19 protein-coding genes and 1 pseudogene are annotated in these 19,918 nt (G+C 45.3%); 8 read left to right on the forward strand and 12 right to left on the reverse strand.

Going from position 1 to position 19,918, the window contains the following annotated elements:
* Nucleotide 1 precedes the first annotated feature (1 nt).
* On the forward strand, nt 2-973 hold the full coding sequence (locus ACX5J7_RS13575) for a D-2-hydroxyacid dehydrogenase (RefSeq protein WP_498707329.1): 972 nt from the start codon (nt 2-4) through the stop codon (nt 971-973).
* Nucleotides 974-981: 8 nt separating this feature from the next.
* On the opposite strand, the gene ACX5J7_RS13580 is transcribed toward ACX5J7_RS13575, so the two are convergent.
* The 3 genes from ACX5J7_RS13580 to ACX5J7_RS13590 form a co-directional block, all read right to left on the reverse strand.
* Entirely contained in the window at nt 982-1,554 is a 573-nt protein-coding gene (locus tag ACX5J7_RS13580) for a glutathione S-transferase family protein (RefSeq protein ID WP_498707330.1), read from the reverse strand.
* Between the two features lie 148 nt (nt 1,555-1,702).
* Entirely contained in the window at nt 1,703-2,047 is a 345-nt protein-coding gene (erpA, locus tag ACX5J7_RS13585) for an iron-sulfur cluster insertion protein ErpA (protein ID WP_012519601.1), read from the reverse strand.
* A gap of 157 nt (nt 2,048-2,204) precedes the next feature.
* On the reverse strand, nt 2,205-2,984 hold the full coding sequence (locus ACX5J7_RS13590) for a hypothetical protein (protein WP_498707331.1): 780 nt from the start codon (nt 2,982-2,984) through the stop codon (nt 2,205-2,207).
* 130 nt (nt 2,985-3,114) lie between these two features.
* Here ACX5J7_RS13590 and ACX5J7_RS13595 point away from each other — a divergent pair, with 130 nt between their 5' ends.
* Complete coding sequence (locus ACX5J7_RS13595) at nt 3,115-3,954, forward strand: polyphosphate kinase 2 family protein (protein WP_015067907.1); 840 nt, start codon at nt 3,115-3,117, stop codon at nt 3,952-3,954.
* 61 nt (nt 3,955-4,015) lie between these two features.
* Here the strand turns inward: ACX5J7_RS13595 and minE are convergent, their stop codons facing one another.
* The 4 genes from minE to ACX5J7_RS13615 form a co-directional block, all read right to left on the reverse strand.
* Entirely contained in the window at nt 4,016-4,276 is a 261-nt protein-coding gene (gene minE / locus ACX5J7_RS13600) for a cell division topological specificity factor MinE (RefSeq protein ID WP_287148902.1), read from the reverse strand.
* The gene (minD, locus tag ACX5J7_RS13605; RefSeq protein WP_012519605.1) at nt 4,276-5,085 is read right to left on the reverse strand and encodes a septum site-determining protein MinD; all 810 of its coding nucleotides are present in this window, start codon (nt 5,083-5,085) and stop codon (nt 4,276-4,278) included. The genes minE and minD overlap by 1 nt, the downstream gene beginning before the upstream one ends.
* A gap of 30 nt (nt 5,086-5,115) precedes the next feature.
* A complete protein-coding gene (gene minC, locus ACX5J7_RS13610) occupies nt 5,116-5,910 on the reverse strand; it encodes a septum site-determining protein MinC (RefSeq protein ID WP_498707332.1) in 795 nt (264 codons plus the stop codon).
* A gap of 330 nt (nt 5,911-6,240) precedes the next feature.
* Nucleotides 6,241-7,614: a class II fumarate hydratase gene (locus ACX5J7_RS13615; RefSeq protein WP_287148903.1), complete on the reverse strand. Its 1,374-nt coding sequence runs from the start codon at nt 7,612-7,614 to the stop codon at nt 6,241-6,243.
* Between the two features lie 413 nt (nt 7,615-8,027).
* On the opposite strand from ACX5J7_RS13615, the gene azu reads away from it, so the two are divergent.
* Nucleotides 8,028-8,477: an azurin gene (gene azu / locus ACX5J7_RS13620; RefSeq protein WP_012519608.1), complete on the forward strand. Its 450-nt coding sequence runs from the start codon at nt 8,028-8,030 to the stop codon at nt 8,475-8,477.
* 112 nt (nt 8,478-8,589) lie between these two features.
* Here azu and ACX5J7_RS13625 read toward each other — a convergent pair whose 3' ends face one another.
* The gene (locus ACX5J7_RS13625; protein ID WP_498707333.1) at nt 8,590-9,297 is read right to left on the reverse strand and encodes a DUF6776 family protein; all 708 of its coding nucleotides are present in this window, start codon (nt 9,295-9,297) and stop codon (nt 8,590-8,592) included.
* Nucleotides 9,298-9,403: 106 nt separating this feature from the next.
* On the opposite strand from ACX5J7_RS13625, the gene ACX5J7_RS13630 reads away from it, so the two are divergent.
* The 3 genes and pseudogenes from ACX5J7_RS13630 to ACX5J7_RS13640 all read left to right on the forward strand — a co-directional run bounded on the left by ACX5J7_RS13630 (nt 9,404) and on the right by ACX5J7_RS13640 (nt 11,894).
* On the forward strand, nt 9,404-11,080 hold the full coding sequence (locus tag ACX5J7_RS13630) for a chloride channel protein (protein ID WP_071969553.1): 1,677 nt from the start codon (nt 9,404-9,406) through the stop codon (nt 11,078-11,080).
* A 1-nt stretch (nt 11,081) separates the two neighbouring features.
* A pseudogene (locus ACX5J7_RS13635) lies at nt 11,082-11,511 on the forward strand (CopD family protein).
* Nucleotides 11,512-11,693: 182 nt separating this feature from the next.
* A complete protein-coding gene (locus ACX5J7_RS13640; RefSeq protein ID WP_287148905.1) occupies nt 11,694-11,894 on the forward strand; it encodes a hypothetical protein in 201 nt (66 codons plus the stop codon).
* Between the two features lie 39 nt (nt 11,895-11,933).
* Here the strand turns inward: ACX5J7_RS13640 and ACX5J7_RS13645 are convergent, their stop codons facing one another.
* Entirely contained in the window at nt 11,934-12,635 is a 702-nt protein-coding gene (locus ACX5J7_RS13645) for a UPF0149 family protein (protein ID WP_287148906.1), read from the reverse strand.
* Nucleotides 12,636-12,876: 241 nt separating this feature from the next.
* Here ACX5J7_RS13645 and ACX5J7_RS13650 point away from each other — a divergent pair, with 241 nt between their 5' ends.
* Nucleotides 12,877-14,073, forward strand: a complete 1,197-nt coding sequence (locus ACX5J7_RS13650; RefSeq protein WP_287148907.1) for an Nramp family divalent metal transporter — start codon at nt 12,877-12,879, stop codon at nt 14,071-14,073.
* 183 nt (nt 14,074-14,256) lie between these two features.
* Here the strand turns inward: ACX5J7_RS13650 and ACX5J7_RS13655 are convergent, their stop codons facing one another.
* From ACX5J7_RS13655 to typA, 3 genes are all read right to left on the reverse strand, one after another.
* Nucleotides 14,257-15,432 (reverse strand): MalY/PatB family protein, encoded by a 1,176-nt coding sequence (locus ACX5J7_RS13655; protein ID WP_071959839.1) that lies wholly within the window; start codon nt 15,430-15,432, stop codon nt 14,257-14,259.
* A 141-nt stretch (nt 15,433-15,573) separates the two neighbouring features.
* Complete coding sequence (locus ACX5J7_RS13660) at nt 15,574-15,951, reverse strand: response regulator (protein ID WP_012519616.1); 378 nt, start codon at nt 15,949-15,951, stop codon at nt 15,574-15,576.
* 237 nt (nt 15,952-16,188) lie between these two features.
* Nucleotides 16,189-18,021, reverse strand: coding sequence for a translational GTPase TypA (gene typA / locus ACX5J7_RS13665; protein WP_012519617.1), 1,833 nt, complete (start codon nt 18,019-18,021; stop codon nt 16,189-16,191).
* Between the two features lie 371 nt (nt 18,022-18,392).
* Between typA and glnA the strand changes: the two genes are divergently transcribed.
* Nucleotides 18,393-19,802, forward strand: coding sequence for a glutamate--ammonia ligase (glnA, locus tag ACX5J7_RS13670; RefSeq protein ID WP_015067919.1), 1,410 nt, complete (start codon nt 18,393-18,395; stop codon nt 19,800-19,802).
* Nucleotides 19,803-19,918: the final 116 nt, after the last annotated feature.

Consider the following 19,918-nt stretch of genomic DNA (forward strand, 5'->3'; position numbering starts at 1 on the left):
GATGATTAAGCTCACAATTTTAAGCGATGAGGCTGATGAGATTGCTAAAGCACTTCGCGACAAACTGGCTGATAATCAGACGTTCAGACGCAGGGATGGCCAGCCACTTATCGAGCTTGAATGCGTTACTCATCGCCCTGACGCGATCGATGCAGAAAATGTGACCGTATTACTCGCCGACCCCGACCTTACCGCTTCTATCATTGATAAGTGTTCAACATTGGTCTGGTGCCAGTCAACCTGGGCCGGTAACGCCCCGCTTCTCAACGCCACTAAAACAGACTACAACCTAACTGGGCTAAAAGGTATTTTTGGCAAACTTATGCGTGAATACGTATTTGCCTATTTACTTCAGCATGCCAGAAACACGAAGGCTTTTGAGCAAAACCAGCGCGCCGGTGTGCCGAAATGGGAAGCGTCGCAACGCATTCCCCTACACGGCCAAACATTAGGCGTCGCTGGGTTAGGCAGTATAGGCCAAGCACTTATCCCTGTCGCCCACGCTTTGGGTATGAAGGTTGTAGGCTTAACGAGAAGTGGCGACAATATAAAAGGGGTAGAAAAGGTGTACACACCAGACACTATCACAGCGTTTGCAAATGCATGCGATCACGTAGTGAATTTGATGCCAGATACACCTAGCACCCATAATTTACTGTCTGATGACTTTTTTAGCGCACTGAAGAGCCATAGTGTATTCATTAACGCAGGGCGCGGCAGCGCAGTTGATGATGAGGCGCTGCTTAATGCGCTTAATAGCGGCATCTTTGCCCATGCTGTGCTCGATGTATTTCGCGAAGAGCCGTTAGATACAACACACCCGTTTTGGCACCACCCTAACATCACCATTACCGCCCATACCGCCGCTGAGTCTCAGCCAAGTGACGTGGCGGACATGTTTCTAGACAATGCCAAGCGCTACCTTGAAGGCCAACCACTTAAATACCAATTTGACTTTTCCCGTGGGTACTAGAGGAAAACCTAGTTTCGAGGGTCTGTAGCGGTAACTTCAATACGGTTGTGATGCTGTTCGTGAAACTCCAGCAGTTGAGGGTAATCCTTTATGTCGTGTAGTTCTCTAAAAAGCACCCAATCAATCATGGTGTACAAGCAAATCTCTGGGTATGTCCAGCCGCTGAAGCCACCTGCATCCAGTTGTTCGGATAATGCGCTAAGCACTGCTTCAATGCGCTCGTTTTGAAGTCTGAAGTACATCTTATCTTGGCTAATGTCGAAATCAGAACACTTGAGTAACATCAGCTGTACAAATGAATCGTTAGCCGCATCGATTAAGGTCAACTGGTTCTCTTCTTCCCAACTCAAGCCTTCGTGATCCAGCTTGTCAGAGAGGTAGTTATAAATAATACGGGAGTCAAAAATCATTTGGCCGTCATCTTCGAGGCACGGAACTTTGAGCGTTGGGTTACGAGAGGTGAGTAGCTCGCGATCTTCACCTGAGAATATTTGAAGGTTCAAAAACGCATGCTCCGTAGACGCCAACACAATACGAATACGGCGAACATAAGGAGAGGTGGTAGAGCCATACAGTTTCATAAACGCTGTCCTAAACAGTTATCGTCGATGAATCAAGTGTAGCCACGAAAAGTAAACAAAGGAAAGACGAAAAGTGCGACAACCGATAGGCATACAGAATGTTGCGATGTATACCTATCTAAGTCTTCGCGAGTACAACTCAATAGCGCTAAACGCTGAAGCTTGCGCCACAGCCACAGGTTGTAGTGGCATTTGGGTTCTGTACTAGGAATCGAGAACCTTCCAGCCCATCCACATAATCCACTACACCACCTACAAGATATTGTAAGCTCATAGGGTCAACCACCAAGGTCACGCTGTCTTTTTCAATGGTCATATCGCCTTCATTTACTTTCTCATCGAACGTGAAGCCGTATTGAAAGCCCGAACAACCACCACCTGTTACGTATACACGTAATTTCAAATCAGGATTTTCTTCTTCTGAAACAAGGGTTTTCACTTTCGCTGCGGCAGCGTCGGAAAACTCTATTGGCAACGCCGTTTCTACAGACATACCCACCTCTACATTAACCTAGTGCGATTGCACTTTGTGCTTGGCCGCAATTATCTAATACTTGCGGATAGTTAGCAATTATTGGGGCGAAACTTAACGATTCAACCGTATGCTACCCCATCTCTCATGGTTAAAGGGTAAAACGGAAAGTATCTGTTTAAAACCGCCAAACTGCTAACGCTTGTACGGTGTTGTCCTTTTCTTGCGTACCCAGCTTGTTGTTCCAGTACTGATATTCAATACCAAGAAACAACCTGTCTTTAACGTCAAAAAACGCATTTCCTGCATCCCAGCGTACTTGTGCTTGTGCCAATACCCACGATTCAACAGTGACGCCCGGTATTTCAGAAGAACGCTCATCGATATACTCAACGTGCCCTTCGATGTAGAAGTGTTGAGATTTAATCGCTAATGGATATCGCCAAGCAAGATCTAGCATCCAGCTGTCACCTTCTTTTGGTGCGCCGCCTGCGCTAATGCCTTCGCTGTCGTCTATGTACCCAGCAATCAGAAGGTTTAAAAATTGGAAGCCGTCTACATCTAAATGTAGCTGAACACCTGGTAAATACTTAAGTACATCTGACTCGGGAGCCATATTCACGCCCATAACAACACTAATATCTTTCAATACCCCGCCGTAGGTACTGTCAAAAAGAGCGTGGGTACTCAGGCTTGGATACCACTCAGCGTAGAGAGAGTCGTCGTCCTCGGTACTGGCATAGTCTACGAAGAAAAAATGTTGGCCGTACTCCCAACCACTGGCATGCTGAAACGTGACTATCGTTGTATCTGATGTGGTGCCCGACACGTCGGCGAAAGGCTGGTTTAACTTGCCTTGCTGAATATGAAGTTCATTTTCGCTCCAAAGCGATGCAAGAGAAGGAAAGGAGAAGAGCATAAGGAATAAAAGAAAGAAAGGGTAAACATTGAACTGCATGTTCTAATCCTGATAGCTTAAATTGACAGGTAAGTGTAGACGTTCTTTTTATTTCTGCACGGCTGGTCGCGAAAAATTAATAAAAACACTTATAGAATGATATTACTCATTGAATAGTAAGAGATTTATTATGATAGATGGCGCTAAAAAACCAACTACCCCAAGTCTTTTTGACGATTTTGGAAGTTCTCGTTTTAAAAGTAAGGATGAATACAAAAACGCACTTGCAAGCTATCAGGAAGCGTTATTCCACGTGCAGCAGTCCTATTATCATCAAAAGAAACGAGCGCTTATTGTCTTTGAGGGGTGGGATGCCTCGGGTAAAGGTGGTGCCATAAGGCGGCTTACAGAAAAACTAGATCCTAGAGGTGTTTCTGTTTTCCCAGTGGCTAAGCCTGCCCAATCAGATCAGGAAAAACACTTTTTATATCGTTTTTGGAAACACATCCCGCCCCCTGGTTCACTTCATATATTTGACCGCTCCCATTATGGTCGAGTGCTTGTGGAACGAGTGAACAGCCTTATTGAACGCCCTATTTGGCAGCGCAGCTACCGCGAAATTAACGAATTTGAGCAAACGCTGAGTGATAACGGCGTACGCATTGTAAAACTGTTTATGCATATATCATCTAAAGAACAAAGGGAACGTTTTGAAGAGAGGTTACATAACCCATTCAAACGCTGGAAGTTAACGGAAGAGGACTTACACAATCGTCGAATGCGAAACGAATATATTGCCGCCGCAAATGAAATGTTTAAACGCACCCACACGTCTTATGCGCCTTGGCATATTATTAATGGGGAATACAAATGGCAGGCGCGTATAGACGTACTTGAAACTATCGTCAACGCGCTTAGCGAAGGTGTTGAGGTTGCGCCTCCGCCTCTTGATGTAAACCTTATTGCCCAGGCTTCAAAGCAGCTTGATGTCGACGAAGCACTCATTGCGCAAGCTAAGCGAAGTGATTAAGTTATTACTCACTTTCACCGCCTAGCTTGCCAAGCAATTGATTCGTGACTTTGTAATACCTTCAGCTGTTGCTATCAGGTAATGTAACGTTCAATTCTAGTACGCTGCACTCGTCGTTATTGTCTAGCTGCACCGACACCTGGTCATCGGCAATAGTGACGTATTTACGGATGACCTGAATAATCTCTTGCTGCATCATGGGCAAATAGTCAGGCTCGGTGCGCTTCTGACGTTCATGGGCCACAATGATTTGTAACCGCTCCTTGGCAACCGCCGCAGTGCTCGGTTTTTGCTTCTTTTTGAGTAAGTCAAAAATGCCCATTACTTCCCTCCTAGCAGACGCTTAAAGAACCCTTTTTTCTCTGCATCAAGGAAACGATGTGGAACAGTTTCGCCTAGCAGACGTTTAACGGCGTCAGCATAAGCTTGTCCTGCGTTAGCCTCTTCGTCAAGAATAACCGGTTGCCCTTGGTTCGATGCTTTTAGCACTGATTCTGACTCTGGAATAACACCTAATAGTGGGATAGCGAGTATTTCTTCAACATCAGCAACACTCAGCATTTCGGCGCTTTCTACCCGAGACGGGTTGTAGCGGGTCAAAAGAAGGTGCTCTTTTACCGGCTCGCCTTTTTCAGCACGCATTGACTTGCTTTGTAAAATACCCAGGATTCTGTCTGAATCGCGCACTGATGATACCTCAGGGTTTGTAACCACAATGGCCTCGTCAGCAAAGTACAATGCCATTTGTGCGCCCTGCTCAATACCTGCTGGAGAGTCGCAGATAATAAACTCGAAGTCCTTTTTAAGTTCATCGAGTACGGCCTGAACACCATCAACGGTTAGGGCATCTTTATCACGGGTTTGAGAAGCCGGTAGAATAAACAAGTTTTCTGTGCGCTTGTCTTTAATAAGGGCCTGCTTAAGCGACGCTTCTTTATTAATAACATTCACAAAATCGTAAACAACACGACGCTCACAGCCCATGATCAGATCGAGGTTTCGCAAACCCACATCGAAGTCGATCACCACGGTTTTGTGCCCTGCTAATGCAAGCCCTGTACTAATTGCTGCACTTGATGTGGTTTTACCCACACCTCCCTTTCCTGAGGTTACTACGATAATCTTTGCCATCTATTCTTTCCTATTAGTGCGTACAAAGCATTAAGCCAACGGCTCTATACGTAACGTTTCTTCTTCTAAAAATACTTGCGCAGGTTTCTTCCAGCATTCACCTTTCACGGTTTCGTGCATAATGAATTGCCCTGCAATTGAAATTAGTTCTGCATCTAACGACTGACAAAATACGCGAGCGCCGGTATTTCCCTTTACGCCTGCGAGCGCACGGCCGCGCAGTGTCCCGTAAACATGGATGTTGCCATCGGAAAGCAGTTCGGCCCCTTCACTCACGGATGCCGTAACTACTAAGTCGCTTCCTTCTGCATAAACTTGCTGACCAGACCTTACCGGGCGGTTAATCACCTTGGCAGGCTTTAGCGTAGCTACAGCAGGCGGGCTTATCGCTTCAGCCTTTGCCGGTGCGGCCGGCTCATTATTTTGAGATTGAGCAGACTCCGCATCGCTGTTGGTTGTGCTTTCGCTTTTAACCTCAGCACTTTGCGCTGTTTTTTGTGAACGAAGCGTACTATCTGTGAATTTACTTTGACTTACATCGGCAAGACCTAAGTCATTAATCGTTGGTTTTAGCTCTGCCACTTCCCCTTTAACCGCCATAGGCTGTAGCTGTAACCTGCGACACAGTGCAACAAGTAGTTCGAATTCAGTGGCCGATAGGGGCTTAATGAGGTGCAATATCAGTGAGGAACGCGTGAAAAACTGTGGCGCACTGGCAACCTTCTGAGACAACTGAGTTTCAAAGTTATCTGGCTCAAAATCTAATACTTCTAACACAATACTGGTGAGCGTAGTGCCCTTCATGCGAAAGCAAGTTTCTGTCATTTTTTCTTCCCGAAAAGGTGTTGCTTGTGACTAAGCTTTAAAGCAAAACCTATTAGCGCAATATGTTGTTGCTGTCTAACGCAGCTGTATAAATCTTTCAGTGTGTCACTGTATCAAAAATTGCGTGTACATACAGCAACTGTGCGGTGTGTTTAACACGTTATTGGCATACTTTTATTTCAAAGACTAAGCCAAGAGCATGCCAACAAGCGAATAGTTTTTACGCGGCAAGGGGGGCTAGCATTGTTGCTCAGGTTTTTACGGCGGCGTTAAGACGAAAAAGTGCGACTCTCGGTCGCACTTTTTCGCGTTTAGGGGCATGTTTTATATTTAAGGCCGGGTTAACTTTTCAGGGTCTAACAGTTGTACCAACTCGTCTCTGGGAATATCTGTCATCGCCTCGGCCACATCGATAACCGGCTTGTTTTCCTTATAAGCGGTTTTTGCAATTTCCGCAGCTTTAGCGTAGCCAATAACCGGGTTTAGGGCGGTTACAAGTACGGGGTTTCGATAAAGCGCTTCTTCTAAATTATCCTGGTTAACGGTAAACCCTTTAATCGCCTGTTCGCCGATAAGGCTTGCACTGTTGGTCATTAGCGACAAACTTGAAAGCAAGTTGGTCGCAATCATTGGCAGCATCACATTAAGCTCAAAGTTACCAGACTGGCCGCCCACGGTTATGGCCGCATCATTCCCAATAACCTGAGCAGAAGCCATCGCCACGGCTTCGGGAATTACCGGGTTCACCTTGCCAGGCATAATAGACGAGCCAGGCTGTAATGCCGGTAACGCTATTTCGCCAAGCCCAGCTAGCGGGCCGGAATTCATCCAGCGCAAATCGTTCGCGATTTTCATTAACGTCACCGCTAAGCTTTTCAGCGCACCAGATAAGGTTACCGCCGTATCCTGCGAGCCGATAAGTGCAAAAAAATTATCTGCTGGCGTAAACGGAATATCAGTAAGTTCTTTTAACGTTTCAGAAAACGCTGGGGCAAAGTCGGCATGGGCGTTTATCCCCGTCCCTACTGCGGTCCCCCCTTGGGCTAGGGTTTGAATTGCGGGCTGCACTGAGCGAAGGGTTGCTACCTGCTGTTTTAGTTGTGCCGACCACGCCATTAGGCTTTGGTCCATACGAACAGGCATAGCATCCATTAAATGTGTACGCCCTGTCTTGCAGTATTGCGCCACAGACTCTGCTTTGACTTCAATCACCTCAATTAAGCTTTCGACCGCAGGGATGAGTTCGCCCGATAGGGCAATTGCCGCACTTACATGAATGGTGGTGGGTATTACGTCGTTAGAACTTTGTCCATAGTTTACATGATCGTTGGGGTGTACTTTTTCATTCGAGTTACGTGAGGCTAGCTGCGCAATCACTTCGTTCGCATTCATGTTAGTACTCGTCCCAGAGCCGGTTTGAAACACATCTACCGGAAAGTGTATTAATACATCATCCATTGCTAACAGTTCATCACACGCGTTAACGATGGCTTGCCCGCGGTCAACGGTTAGTGCTTCAAGTTTCATGTTTGCTTGCGCCGCTGCCTTTTTAACAGTGATGAGTGCGCGAATGAATGCCTCTGGCATTTGCTGACCGCTTACGGGGAAGTTGTTTATAGCCCGTTGCGTTTGCGCGCCATATAGTGCGTTTTTGGGTACTTGAAGCTCTCCCATGCTGTCGCGTTCTGTGCGTGTCGCTGTCATTACTCGTGTCCTTGTGTTGATGAAAATGGTTGAAAACTTAGGTACTGCGCTTAGCAAGCTTCCCCTGCTTTGAACCTGCTCATATCTATTGTTATCCGTGCAAAGCCTATTCGATCACTCTTTTTACTCAATATAACGGTTTGCGTTTCATTCTGACCGCTATAAAGCTAACTAGCGCGTCGATAAAGCCAACTGATTAGTTTGATGCTTAATTGGTGCGGTAAGCAGCATATTACCTTGTGTACGTTTACTTGCCGTTACACGAATGAAAGTATATTGAGCATAGCACCGACAAAAACAAATGATAACCATTAGCATTTAATTTGATCTAGTGTTACGCTGATACGTATGTAAGGATGAACCATTTCGCTCCACCGATAGGTGTAATTCATCTAAATTCAAGGACATTATCTATGATTAAGAAGTTACTTGGAGGCGCTACGTTTCTTTTCTTCGCTTCAAGCGCTTTTGCAAATGACTGTGCTGTTACCGTAGAAAGTAACGACGCTATGCAATTTAATACGTCAAATGTGGTTATTCCAGCAAGCTGTGATGAGTTTACCGTCACGCTTAAACATACCGGTCAGTTACCGAAACAATCTATGGGCCATAACTGGGTTATGACAGCCAAGGCAGATGGACAAGCTGTAGCAACCGACGGTATGAGCGCTGGTTTAGATAATAACTACATTAAGCCTAACGATGAAAGAGTCATTGGCGCTACAGAAATTATTGGCGGCGGTGAAGAAACCTCTACCACGTTTTCAGTGAAAGGGTTAAGTAAAGATGAAGACTATATGTTTTTCTGCTCTTTCCCAGGCCACATTGGCATAATGCAGGGAACGGTTACCCTAGAAAGTTAATAGTAAAAACGTGTTGGCGCGCCGATAAACGGTGCGCCTTTATCATTATGACTGTATCACGCTAAGCTAACGCTTCTCGATACAGGCTTTAGTTATAGTCATTAACTTGGAATTATTCCACGCCAACAGAAAGCGCCTTATTCCAAGGTACGCTTAGCTCATAGTTATCTTTTCGCGTTTTATATTGATAAACAGTGGTAGATAACTCGATGGTTTCAATATCTATATCGCCGGGAATGGTGAGCGTTAGGTTCACCGCTTGGAAAAAGCGAAAGCGGTATTTCACATCCTCACCCAATACACCTGATTTGCCCGATGTTAGCGTTACCGGTTCGCCATTTCGCTTCCCTGTAATCGCAATTTTAACATTGCCATTTATCACCGCTTTCTTCTGCTTCGCCTGAAGTAACACCATTCTTAGCTGGTAAGCTTCTTCAGCGACGGGAAAGACTTCCACCCCCTCAATGGCAAAGCCTGCATCAACTTTTTCTGGGGCCATCACCCGCTCGTAAAAGCTTAATAGTTCTTGCTGTGCTTCTAGCTCTTTTTTCTGCTCACTTAAGGTGCTGGTAATTTTTTCTGCTTCTAGTTTTGATAATTCTATAGCCACTTCAAGTTGATTTACTCTCGTGGTCAGGGTGTTATTTTCGCTAGACAAAATGGCAATAGTGTCTTGCTGGGCCTGTACTTTTTTACGGTCTCCCTCATCAATCATTCGGGCGAGTTTATAACCAAACCCCACCATGACTAACATAATAAGCGCCACCAGCAGTGACCATTTATAATTGCCTAGTACTTCTTTTAACTGATCTGTTGTCATCTTCTCTACATCTATAAAAAACACTCAGTGCTAAAGCGTTCTAAATATTATGAATTTTAAGTGTTTATGGTAAGCTGCTAGCTACGTTAATCAACTGTACCACAACATGCGCTTGCAGGCTTTAAGAGAGGAAGTAGCTCACCCACGCACATCCATTCAGTTGTGCATGCTGGGCATTGTAGGGGGAACCTGCGCGGCGCTTATCATTATATTGTTTCGGCTCTGTGTTGAGTGGCTACAAGAAACAGGCGTATCGTCGCTTCAAGCTGTTCTTACCCACGACTGGTTAGTTTGGCTTATCATGCCTTTTATCAGCGTAGGGTTAATACTGTTCATCGCATTTCTTACTGGCTTCAAGCATTACCGACTGGGTATCCCCTTCGTTATACACAGGGTTAAGTATTATTACGGCTATGTACCACTTAGAACCACAATAAACCAGTTTTTTGGCGGCATGCTTGCCTTAGCGGGGGGCTTTGTTGTAGGAAGAGAAGGTCCATCGGTACACATGGGCGCATCTGGCAGTAGCTTTTTAGGGCAATGGCTTAGGCTGCCTTACAACAGTATACGTATTCTGGCTGGGTGCGGCATTGCTGCAGGTATCTCGGCATCGTTCAACACCCCATTTGCCGCCGTTATTTTTGTTATGGAAGTGGTGCTTCGAGAATACAAAATTCATATCTTTGTTCCCATTATGCTAGCGGCCGCCTGCGGCTCTGTACTCACCAGAATAGTGTTTGGCGAAGTGAACGAACTGTCGTTTTTATCTTTTAACGCGTTCAGCCAGTGGATGTACTTTTACTTGGTGCTGTTAGGTGTTTTACTGGGCATGTTGGCGGTGTTATTCAACAGCCAGTTAATGCGCGTTATGACCTGGTTTCGTCCCGTTTCTATGGTGTGGCGCTTAGTACTTGCCGCGCTAATAACCGGTACAATCGGTATGTTTATCCCCGAGGCGCTTGGTGCTAATTTTATAGACGTAGAGCATTTATTTGATAGCTCTCCGGGCGCTTTACTACTGGTATCTACCCTAATATTCAAGGTGATACTGGCGGTGTTTGCTATTGGTTTGGGAATACCGGGGGGCATCATTGGCCCAGTGATGGTAATTGGCATGCTGGCCGGCGCGGTGTTGTTGTTACCGCTCTCCTACTTTATCAACGTTCCTGAGTTTACCAACAGCTTCGCTTTACTGGGCATAGCCGGCATGCTGACTGCGGTTTTGCACGCCCCCCTTGCTGCCCTATCTGCGGTTATGGAGCTTTCATATAGCCCGCAAATAATTTTGCCCGCTATGCTTGTCATTGTGCCTGCTTACGTGACCTCAACGCAGTTTTTCGGTAACCGTTCCATATTCATCCGTCAGCTCGACTACCAGAACTTACCTTACGCCATTTCGTCTATTCGCGAGGCCCTTGAAAAAACCGGCGTACTTGCGGCCATGAACACAGAGTACAAACTTTTTCACGATGCACCAGAGGCTGCACTTTTCAACTACTTAGAAAGTAATCCAACAAAAATTGTCATTCAGAAGTCAAAGTTTGAAATAGATGTGCAGTATAAACTGGTCCAATACAATGTCAGCTTGGAACACGATGCATCTGCCTTAAACTATTATGATATGGAAGGCATAAGTGCGCAGTCCACACTGCACGAAGTGTATGAACATCTCAAAAATTCGCGCTCTGGCGCTGTTTATATTTACGATCAGGAGCTTAACGATATTATTGGCGTAGTTACGTGGAATATCCTGCAAAGCTTCTTACAAAAGGCTCATTACTAATATGTACATTTTATGGTTTAAGGCACTGCATATCTTTTTCATGTTGGCATGGATGGCCGGGTTATTTTATTTACCTAGGTTGTTTGTCTACCATGCCACCACACAATCTCAAGTGGTAAAGGATGAATTTAAGGTGATGGAACGCCGGTTGTGGTTCTTTGTTACACCATTCGCCTTGTTAACTCTGGCATTCGGCGTTGCGCTTATTGTCAGCTACGGGGGCACGTGGTTTAAAATGTCAGGGTGGCTTCATATAAAGTTACTGTTGTTGCTTGCTATTTACGGGTATCACTTCTATTTGTTTAAGTTAGTGAAGCAATTCGCACGGGACGAAAACAGACACACGCCCCGTTTTTATCGTTTTTTTAAATGAAGCGCCGGTATTAATTATTCTCGCTATCGTTTGTCTCGCGGTGGTGAAACCTTTTTAGGGGTAACGCTAAAGCAAATACGTAAAATATGCGCGCTAGACAGCACTTAAGGAAACAGTACTTATGGAAACTGTACTGCCTAGCAATAGTTAAGTAACTAAACGTGATGTTGATGTACACATAGTCGCCGAGTAGACCCCACTTCTCGGTTTTAATGAATTGTTCAGATCGGAAGACTTACCATGGATGATAGTAATCAGCACCTTAAACATTTGCTAAAGCAAACCGACCTCGCCTTCAAGGCGCTTATGAGAGAGCCTGCTTCTAGCCTGCTTAACGAGCAATATGAAAAAGCGAAGCTAGAGCTAGACACCTATACCGCTTCGCTTAAGCACACGCTAAATCAACGTCAGCATCAACGGCAGCATCAACGGCAGCGTTAATTTACTGCAATCAGCTACAGCACCATATAATGCTTTTCATTAAGTTATTTTGGTATACATTTCAAATTGATTAGGTAAGGAACTTGCAAGCTCCCCTGAAAGGTTCGTGTAATCTGCGAGTACCGATGGCAACTGCTTTACAAGCAGCCCCATGTTGCCTTTGAGCTCCTTCGCTTGCTTCTCATTTCGATATGAAAGTGCTAATTCCACATTCGCCAGTGTAGAAAACAACTTTAAACACCGTGATAACCTTGCTTCCGCAGGCTCTGCCTGCTCAGATGAAGCCGGTTTATCGTCTGGAGGCACTTCTTTACTAGCAGTGCTGTTTTTCTCTAAGTGCTGCCATGCATCTTCCCACACCGGTTCTAACTGTTTATGCACCTGTAATAGTCCATTTAACCAATTTTCTAGTGCGGGGGATGGGTAGGCGCTACCTTCTATTTCTAACGTTTTTAGCAATTCGCAAGGAAGGGGAGACTTTTCTTGACGCATAAAGTCTAAATGCGCGCGCAGGCCGTTCATGAGAGCGTCGGCTAACTTACCTACATCTTTATCGACCAGTTGGCTGTTGCTAGACTGAATAAGCCAAGGCATCCATTGTTCCGGCATCGGAATTTCAGGCGCCGATGCCACAGCGAATATCATTCCATCAATATGATGGGGACTTGGCAGAACCTCTCTTAAGCTAGGTAATGAAACAATATCGCTGATTGTATTTATTGGAAACCCGTCATTCACCATTACAGTCCTATTTTAATTTGCGTTCTCTTTCATGAAACGGTAGTCTGCGCGGCCACTTTGCAAGGGGGGCGTTTTTAAAGCCTTATATCATTCATATAAGGCATAAAGTAAAGCACGACACTTGCATTGGGCACGCGACAATAGGTTTAAAACCAATCTGTTACTGTATTGGTTTAGCGGTACTGTTGCGTGCTCGCCTACCTATTGTCATGATAGCAAAACTTAACTAAGAGTCGTTGCAATGGCAAAAGATAAATCAGGATATATCATCGCGGCCGCCTTTATAGGCCCTGGAACAGTAACTACAGCCAGTTTGGCGGGTGCAAACTTTGGTTTTCACCTGGTGTGGGCACTGCTATTTTCCATCTTCGCAACCATCGTACTGCAAGACATGGCCGCTCGATTAGGCGTGGCAAGTGGTCAGGGCTTAGCCAGCGCTATGAAAAATATGGCGTATAAACCTTGGCTTAAAAACGCATTTATTGTGTTAATTGTTAGCGCCATTGGTATTGGAAACGCCGCCTATGAATCAGGAAATTTAACCGGCGCGGCTATTGGCTTAGATGCCTTTATTAGTATCGGCATAGGTCCATGGGCCAGCATCCTCGGCACAATTGCCATTGTTTTGCTTTGGTCCGGAAGCTACAAATGGATTGAAACCGTGCTTGTTTACCTGGTATTTATCATGGCGGGCGTGTTTCTGGTTACGCTTTTAGTGGCCAAACCTGACATTGCAGCCATGTTTAGTCAGCTTCTTTCACCGCGCCTCGACGCAAACGCCATTACGACAGTACTTGCACTTATTGGCACCACTATTGTTCCTTACAATTTATTTCTACACGCCAGCCTTGTTGCCAAGTCATCTCGGGGCCAGAACAAACAGGACGCGGTAGTAGCCTGTCGCAATCAGTCGGCGAAAGCCATAAGCATGGGCGGGCTAATTACACTTATCGTAATGGCAACGGCTATGATGGCGTTTTTTAATCAAGCCGCCACTATGGATGCCTCGAATATGGGCGAGCAACTTAAGCCTGTACTAGGTGATAAAGCGCAGTGGTTCTTTGCGCTTGGGTTATTCGCAGCAGGCCTTACCAGTGCTATCACAGCACCATTGGCCGCAGCTTATGCCGTAACGGGGGCACTGGGGCTGTCTGACGACATGCAAAGCAAGAGCTTTAAAGCGGTATGGTTTATCATCATCGTGGTAGGCGTAAGTGTGGCAGCGCTGGGCTTTAAGCCCTTACCAGCAATCTTGTTTGCACAAGCTACTAATGCCCTTTTACTGCCTATTATTGCCATTTTCTTGTTGGTTGTTATGAATAAAAGCACCGCACTAGGCGAATTCAGGAATACGTGGAAGAGTAACCTAGCAGGCTTTGTTGTAGTGGGTACCGTTATTGGGCTAGGTTTGTATAAGCTCATTGGGGTGTTTAGCTAACGTCAAGAAAACAAGAAAGGGGCAGAGTAATTTAGCCCCTTTTTTGGGTTATCGTAGTGAGTAACCAAGGTAACTGTGAACCCATCTGACCGATAGCATCACTTCATATGAGAAGGGCCAAAGGCATACTTTGGCCCTTTTTAACAACGCTCATAAGTTAGAAAAGTACTCTTACCCCTTCTCTTAGCTGGCGAGGCGTTGAAGAATGTCTTGGAGCATAGATTTGCTGCAGCCAAAGTTAATTCTAAAGTGGTCGGCTTTATGGAAATCAATACCTGGAGATGGACCAACGCCCTTCTCTTGTGCCCATTGCTGAACATTTTCTACGCCTAACCCACTGGCATCTACCCAAGCTAAAAATGTCGCATCGGCTTTAAGCATACGCAGCCCGTCTATGCTGTTAATAGTGTTAAATACCATGTCTCTATTTTCGCGAAGGTATGCAATTTGCGCCTGGTGCCAGTCGTCACACTGGGTAAATGCCGCTTCAGTCGCTGCCAGTCCTAGCACAGTAACCCAGGGCACAATGCCCGCCGCCGCATTAGTAAATGACTGGCGCAGTTGCCTGTTAGGAATAATGGCGAATGACGTGCCCAAGCCTGCAATATTAAAGGTCTTACTTGCAGCCATCAGCGTAACGCTATTATCGGCAAGATTGGCTTCACGCCCAGCGGGTATGTGCTGTTTGCCCTCTTCAAGAATTAGGTCACAGTGAATTTCATCTGAACAAAGCGTAACGTTATTTGCATTACAAATGTCGGCAATGCGATCTAACTCTTCTTTAGAAAGTACCGAACCCACAGGATTCATTGGGTTACACAGAATAAACAGCTTACATTTAGGGTCTGCCGCTTCTCGCTCTAGTGCATCAAAATCTAGTGTATAGCGCGCGCCTTCCACTTCGTTAATCGTCTCTGAGCTATCGCCGTTATCATGTTGAACCACCGTACCAATATCAACGCGCTCTAAGCCGTTTAGTTTAGGTGCAGCTAACAATGGCGGATAATTGGGGGTCTGGATAAGCACCTTATCCCCTGGCTCGCAGTAAGCCTTGCAGGCGACATTAAAGGCAGGAACTACACCTGGTGTCCACACAAGCCACTCAGGCTCGATTTCCCAATTGTGTTTATCTTTAAGCCACTTAACTACCGCCTGAATAGCGCCTTCGTGATGCGCGGGCAGTATGTATCCCATATTTCCGTGGTCTACATAGCTTGAGATGGCGTCTAGAATTGGCTGAGCACAACGAAATTCGGTATCAGCAACCCACGCAGGAATAATGTCTTTTCCTTTGTACTTTTGCCATTTAAACGAGAAGGTGTCTTTTCGAGGGGGAGTATTATCGAATAACGTGCTCACTTTACATCCTGTTGCATAAAAACTTGTGGCACCAGTGTAGAAGTTTCCTGCGCTATAAACTAGGGGGAGTACGGTGAATTAACACAATTTTGCTATATCGAATTGAACTTAAATAGAGGCGAATCCATGTACCTCGTATAACTAACTCGCTTGTGATACTGCATCTTTGGACTTTTGAATTAACTCATCCATATTTAAAGGTTTAGCTAAAAATCCGGTCACTTGCAATTTACGGGCTTCCATCACTAATTCCTTATTAGGGTCTGCGGTAATGAGTAAGAAGGGCACGTCTAAGCCATACGCTTGACAAGTTTTTAATAAGCTTAACCCGTCATAGTCAGGCATTACCTGGTCGCTAATGATAAGGCTTATGGAATCTGTCGTTTGTTGGAGTAAAAAGTCTCTAGCGAACTTGCTGCGGGTAAACGGGTACACGGTAGCATCTAACTGCGTTTCCAACGCATCGGTGATAAGGTCGAGTGTAATAGGGTCATCTTCAACTACAGCTACTGAAAACACGTTTTTCCCCTTAAAAGTTAGTAGTTATTCACTATCATACAACGACTTAGATAATGAATTAAATCAATTGAACTTGCAGATGTAAGCATAGAAGTCATACGAGAGTTTGACCACTAACCTTTGGTCGATATTTGGGCCGTTGTGGCCCTATATAGCCCTAAATGCAAAATAGTAGCTCAACAAAAAATGCCAGCATAAGCTGGCATTTTAAAATGATATTTTTTGTCTTGTTTTATATTAAGACTTAGGCGCTCGTGACGCGCGCTTACGCTCGTTTTCAGTAAGAAGCTTCTTACGAATACGGATAGACTCAGGCGTAACTTCTACTAGTTCGTCATCGTCGATGAACTCAAGCGCTTGTTCAAGTGACATCTTGATTGGTGGAACTAGAGTTTGCGCTTCATCAGTACCCGATGCACGAACGTTCGTTAGCTGCTTACCTTTAAGTGCATTTACGGTAAGGTCGTTATCACGGCTGTGAATACCGATAACCATACCTTCGTAAACTTCTACACCGTGACCGATAAATAGGCGACCACGCTCTTGAAGGTTAAACAAGGCGTTGGTTAGTGCTTTACCGTTTGCGTTAGCAATTAGAACACCGTTCTTACGCTTACCAATGATACCGCCTTTGTACGGTCCGTAGTGATCGAACGTGTGGTAAAGCAGACCAGAACCCGACGTCATTGTCATGAATTCAGTTTGGAAACCAATTAGGCCGCGGCTTGGAATAACGAAGTCGATACGTACACGACCTTTGCCATCTGGAGACATGTCTGTCATTTCAGCTTTGCGAAGGCCAAGCTGTTCCATGATAGAGCCTTGGTGCTGCTCTTCACAGTCGATAGTCAGTGTTTCGTACGGCTCCTGCGTTTCGCCATCAACTTCTTTAAGGATTACTTCTGGACGAGATACAGCAAGTTCATAACCTTCACGACGCATATTCTCGATAAGAATACCTAAGTGAAGCTCACCACGACCAGACACGCGGAATTTATCAGGATCTGGCATTTCTTCTACGCGAAGCGCAACGTTGTGTACTAGCTCGTCTTTAAGACGCTCAAGAATGTTACGTGAAGTTACGTATTTACCTTCTTTACCAGCAAATGGTGAGGTGTTTACTTGGAACGTCATGGTTACGGTAGGCTCATCAACCGTTAGTGGCGGAAGCGCTTCTACAGTGTTCACATCACAAATCGTGTCGGAGATCTTAAGTTCGCCTAGACCTGTAATGGCAATAATGTCACCCGCGTGAGCAGATTCAACTTCGTGGCGAGCTAGACCAAGATAACCGTAAACTAGACCAACTTTACCATTGCGTTTTTCACCTTCAGCAGTCACCACGGTTACTTGCTGGTTAGGCTTAACAGACCCACGCTTAACACGACCAACACCGATTACGCCAACGTATGAGTTGTAATCAAGTTGAGAAATCTGCATTTGGAAAGGACCGTCGATGTCTGCATCTGGAGCAGAAACTTGTTCAACGATGGTTTCAAATAACGCCGTCATATCTTCTTTTGGCTCATCAGCGTCATGTGACGCCCAACCGTTAAGCGCTGAAGCGTATACAACTTGGAAATCAAGCTGCTCGTCTGTTGCACCTAAGTTGTCGAACAGGTCGAACACTTGGTCCATAACCCAGTCAGGACGTGCGCCTGGCTTATCAATTTTGTTGATAACAACAATAGGCTTAAGGCCTTGAGCAAACGCTTTTTGAGTTACAAAACGGGTTTGAGGCATTGGACCTTCTTGTGCATCTACAAGTAGAAGTACAGAGTCGGCCATTGACATAACGCGCTCTACTTCACCACCGAAGTCAGCGTGTCCTGGAGTATCTACAATGTTGATACGGTAGTCGTTCCAGTTAATCGCTGTGTTCTTAGCTAGGATGGTAATGCCACGTTCTTTCTCGATGTCATTCGAGTCCATTACGCGCTCTTCTTGCTCGCCTCGCGATTCAAGGGTGCCAGACTGCTGTAACAGTTTGTCTACCAAGGTGGTTTTACCGTGGTCAACGTGGGCGATGATTGCGATATTACGCAATTTACTAATATCAGTGGTATTCATGCTTATATAGAGCCTGTGTAAATCGATGCCAACTTAATTCGGGAATCGAATAAGTCTGCATTAGATTTGTTGCAAAAAAATGCAGATAGAAAAATTTGCGCGGATTGTACAGAAAAACCACGACGTTTGCGCATCTTTTTTTTAATTAGAAGCAAGTTTTATCACTTTAACCCACCTAGTTTTACAAGGCACCTAAAAAAGAGCGTGATTGCACATTTATGGTGCAGAATATTTCAAAAGGAAGTGATATATGCCTGTCTATGCCGCTGAAATCGGCATGCATATAGATGGCATGATAATCGCTTTCACTTTTTCCACTGTTGGAGTGAAGCTGATCATTCCGCATTTTTACATTAAACCTGGAGGACACGATGTCAGTAGATAAGGCATTAGAGCTGATTAAAGAAAGTGAAGCGAAGTTTGTAGATTTACGTTTTACCGATACTAAAGGTAAAGAACAACACGTATCTATCCCTGCGAGCGTTGTTGATGAAGAGTTTTTCGAAGAAGGTAAAATGTTCGACGGTTCTTCAATCGCTGGCTGGAAAGGCATCAACGAATCAGACATGGTTCTTCTTCCAGACGCAGACAGCTGCGTTGTAGACCCTTTCGCAGAAGAGACTCAGGTAAACATTCGCTGTGACATCGTTGAGCCTTCAACAATGGAAGGTTACGAGCGTGACCCACGTTCTGTTGCACGTCGCGCAGAAGAATACTTGAAATCAACAGGTATCGGCGACACATGTTTCTTCGGCCCAGAGCCAGAATTTTTCCTTTTCGACGATGTTCGCTTCCACACTGACATGGCAGGCTCGTTCTACAAGATCGATTCATCAGAAGCCAAGTGGAACTCAGGTGAAGAGTTTGAAGGCGGTAACATGGCGCACCGTCCAGGCGTTAAAGGCGGTTACTTCCCAGTACCACCAGTAGACTCTGCACACGACATTCGTGCTGCTATGTGTATGGTAATGGAAGAAATGGGCCTTGTGATTGAAGCTCACCACCACGAAGTAGCCACAGCGGGTCAAAACGAAATTGCTTGCGAATTCAACACGCTAGTTAAAAAAGCGGATGAAATTCAAGTTTATAAGTATGTTGTGCACAACGTAGCACACGCATATGGCCAAACTGCGACCTTCATGCCTAAGCCACTTGTTGGTGATAACGGTTCTGGTATGCACTGCCACCAGTCTATCTCTAAAGATGGCGTAAACATCTTCGCGGGTGACAAGTACGCTGGTCTTTCTGAAGAAGCACTTTACTACATTGGCGGTATTATTAAGCACGCACGTGCAATCAACGCCTTTGCTAACGCTTCAACTAACTCATACAAGCGTCTAGTTCCTGGGTTCGAAGCGCCGGTAATGCTTGCATACTCTGCACGTAACCGTTCTGCATCAATTCGTATTCCTCACGTAACTAGCGATAAAGCGCGTCGTATTGAAGTACGTTTCCCTGACCCAACAGCTAACCCTTACCTAGCGTTCTCTGCTATGCTAATGGCTGGCCTTGACGGTATCAAAAACAAGATCCACCCTGGCGACTCGATGGATAAAGACTTATACGACCTTCCACCAGAAGAAGCGGCTGAAATCCCAACTGTTGCAAGCTCGCTAGAAATGGCACTTGAAGCACTTGATAACGACCGTGACTTCCTTAAAGCGGGTGGCGTTATGACTGACGACATGATTGATGCATACATCGACCTTAAGTCTGAAGAAGTCACTAAACTTAACATGACAACTCACCCTGTTGAGTTCGACATGTACTACAGCGTGTAATTACACCCTGTATAGCAACTTATACTAAAGCCCGCTTTGCGGGCTTTTTTTATGGCTGCTAGTTATCAACTACGTTTTCGAGCCTAATATTTACTCAACGTTTTGCTGCACTATAA

Source organism: Alteromonas infernus, assembly GCF_902705815.1.

Excerpts from the sequence above, each read along its gene's own strand:
- minD (WP_012519605.1), bottom strand. The coding sequence starts at position 5,085 with ATGGCAAAGATTATCGTAGTAACCTCAGGAAAGGGAGGTGTGGGTAAA.
- minC (WP_498707332.1), bottom strand. The coding sequence starts at position 5,910 with ATGACAGAAACTTGCTTTCGCATGAAGGGCACTACGCTCACCAGTATT.
- ACX5J7_RS13650 (WP_287148907.1), top strand. The coding sequence starts at position 12,877 with ATGGCAAAAGATAAATCAGGATATATCATCGCGGCCGCCTTTATAGGC.
- ACX5J7_RS13575 (WP_498707329.1), top strand. The coding sequence starts at position 2 with ATGATTAAGCTCACAATTTTAAGCGATGAGGCTGATGAGATTGCTAAA.
- ACX5J7_RS13595 (WP_015067907.1), top strand. The coding sequence starts at position 3,115 with ATGATAGATGGCGCTAAAAAACCAACTACCCCAAGTCTTTTTGACGAT.
- ACX5J7_RS13645 (WP_287148906.1), bottom strand. The coding sequence starts at position 12,635 with ATGGTGAATGACGGGTTTCCAATAAATACAATCAGCGATATTGTTTCA.
- ACX5J7_RS13615 (WP_287148903.1), bottom strand. The coding sequence starts at position 7,614 with ATGACAGCGACACGCACAGAACGCGACAGCATGGGAGAGCTTCAAGTA.
- ACX5J7_RS13580 (WP_498707330.1), bottom strand. The coding sequence starts at position 1,554 with ATGAAACTGTATGGCTCTACCACCTCTCCTTATGTTCGCCGTATTCGT.
- ACX5J7_RS13625 (WP_498707333.1), bottom strand. The coding sequence starts at position 9,297 with ATGACAACAGATCAGTTAAAAGAAGTACTAGGCAATTATAAATGGTCA.
- azu (WP_012519608.1), top strand. The coding sequence starts at position 8,028 with ATGATTAAGAAGTTACTTGGAGGCGCTACGTTTCTTTTCTTCGCTTCA.
- ACX5J7_RS13590 (WP_498707331.1), bottom strand. The coding sequence starts at position 2,984 with ATGCAGTTCAATGTTTACCCTTTCTTTCTTTTATTCCTTATGCTCTTC.
- ACX5J7_RS13640 (WP_287148905.1), top strand. The coding sequence starts at position 11,694 with ATGGATGATAGTAATCAGCACCTTAAACATTTGCTAAAGCAAACCGAC.
- typA (WP_012519617.1), bottom strand. The coding sequence starts at position 18,021 with ATGAATACCACTGATATTAGTAAATTGCGTAATATCGCAATCATCGCC.
- minE (WP_287148902.1), bottom strand. The coding sequence starts at position 4,276 with ATGGGCATTTTTGACTTACTCAAAAAGAAGCAAAAACCGAGCACTGCG.
- ACX5J7_RS13630 (WP_071969553.1), top strand. The coding sequence starts at position 9,404 with ATGCGCTTGCAGGCTTTAAGAGAGGAAGTAGCTCACCCACGCACATCC.
- glnA (WP_015067919.1), top strand. The coding sequence starts at position 18,393 with ATGTCAGTAGATAAGGCATTAGAGCTGATTAAAGAAAGTGAAGCGAAG.
- erpA (WP_012519601.1), bottom strand. The coding sequence starts at position 2,047 with ATGTCTGTAGAAACGGCGTTGCCAATAGAGTTTTCCGACGCTGCCGCA.